Source organism: Sphingomonas sp. 66-10 (assembly GCF_001897045.1).
In the GTDB taxonomy this organism is placed as follows: domain Bacteria; phylum Pseudomonadota; class Alphaproteobacteria; order Sphingomonadales; family Sphingomonadaceae; genus Sphingomonas; species Sphingomonas lycopersici.
In genome coordinates this window covers 81,198-82,208 of the sequence record NZ_MKRR01000137.1, presented here as the reverse complement: position 1 = coordinate 82,208, position 1,011 = coordinate 81,198, and the positions used below count along the sequence as shown (strand labels likewise).

Annotated in this window: 2 protein-coding genes; both read left to right on the top strand. The window is 63.8% G+C overall.

All coding sequences use genetic code 11. The features are described 5' to 3' along the window. Nucleotides 1-5 precede the first annotated feature (5 nt). Nucleotides 6-575, top strand: a complete 570-nt coding sequence (locus tag BGN95_RS18830; protein WP_286773656.1) for a gamma-glutamyl-gamma-aminobutyrate hydrolase family protein — start codon at nt 6-8, stop codon at nt 573-575. 32 nt (nt 576-607) lie between these two features. Next, nucleotides 608-1,011 (top strand): aminotransferase class III-fold pyridoxal phosphate-dependent enzyme (locus BGN95_RS18825; RefSeq protein ID WP_286773655.1); only part of this gene is annotated, 404 nt, incomplete at its 3' end.

Sequence of the window (1,011 nt, the reverse complement as noted above, 5' to 3'; positions counted from 1 at the left end):
TGTTATTGACCGGCAGCCCCTCGAACGTCGCGCCCGCGCTTTACGGGCAGGCCGATGCGGTCGACGCGGAAGGGCCGTTCGACGCCGCACGCGATACGATGACGCGCGATCTGGTCGATGCCTGCCTCGCGCTGCAAAAGCCGGTGTTCGGCATTTGTCGCGGGTTGCAGGAGCTCAACGTCGCATTCGGCGGCACGCTGCGCCGCGATACCAGCAAGGCGCCGGAGCTGCTGCCGCATCACGCCCCGGCGGATGCCGATTGGGACGGGATGTTCGGGCACGGCCATGATGTCGCGCTGGCCGAGGGCGGCGTGCTGCGGCGCGCGATCGGGCAGGATCGCCTGTGGGTCAATTCGGTCCATTTCCAGGGCATCGACCAACTCGGCGCCGGTTTGCGGGTCGAGGCGACCGCGCCCGACGGGATGATCGAGGCGTTTTCGGCGCGGGTGAACGGCGCGCCGGTGCTCGCGGTGCAATGGCATCCCGAATGGCAGACCGAGGCGAGCCCACAATCGCAAACATATTTCCGGCTGCTCGGCAGCGCCCTGCGCGGCGAACTTGAAGAATTCAACTGAGGATACGTCCAGTGGCTCTCAAAAATTATAATGTGGCTGAACTTCGCCGTCTCGATGTCGAGCATCATCTTGCCGCGCAGCAGGATCACGGGATGATGCGCGATATCGGCGGCGCGCGGATCATCACCCGCGCGGACGGCTGCTATATTCGCGACGCGGAAGGGAATGCGATCCTCGATGCTATGGCGGGGCTGTGGTGCGTCCAGGTCGGCTACGGGCGCAAGGAACTGGCCAATGCCGCTTATGAGCAGATGCTCGAACTGCCTTATTACAATACGTTCTTCAAAACGGCATCGCCGCCGACGATCGAACTGGCGAGCAAGATCGCGGGTCTATTGGGGGGCAACCTCAGCCACGTCTTCTTCAACAGTTCCGGGTCGGAGGCGATCGACACGATCATCCGCATGGCGCGCTTCTACTGGCAGGCGAAGGGGCA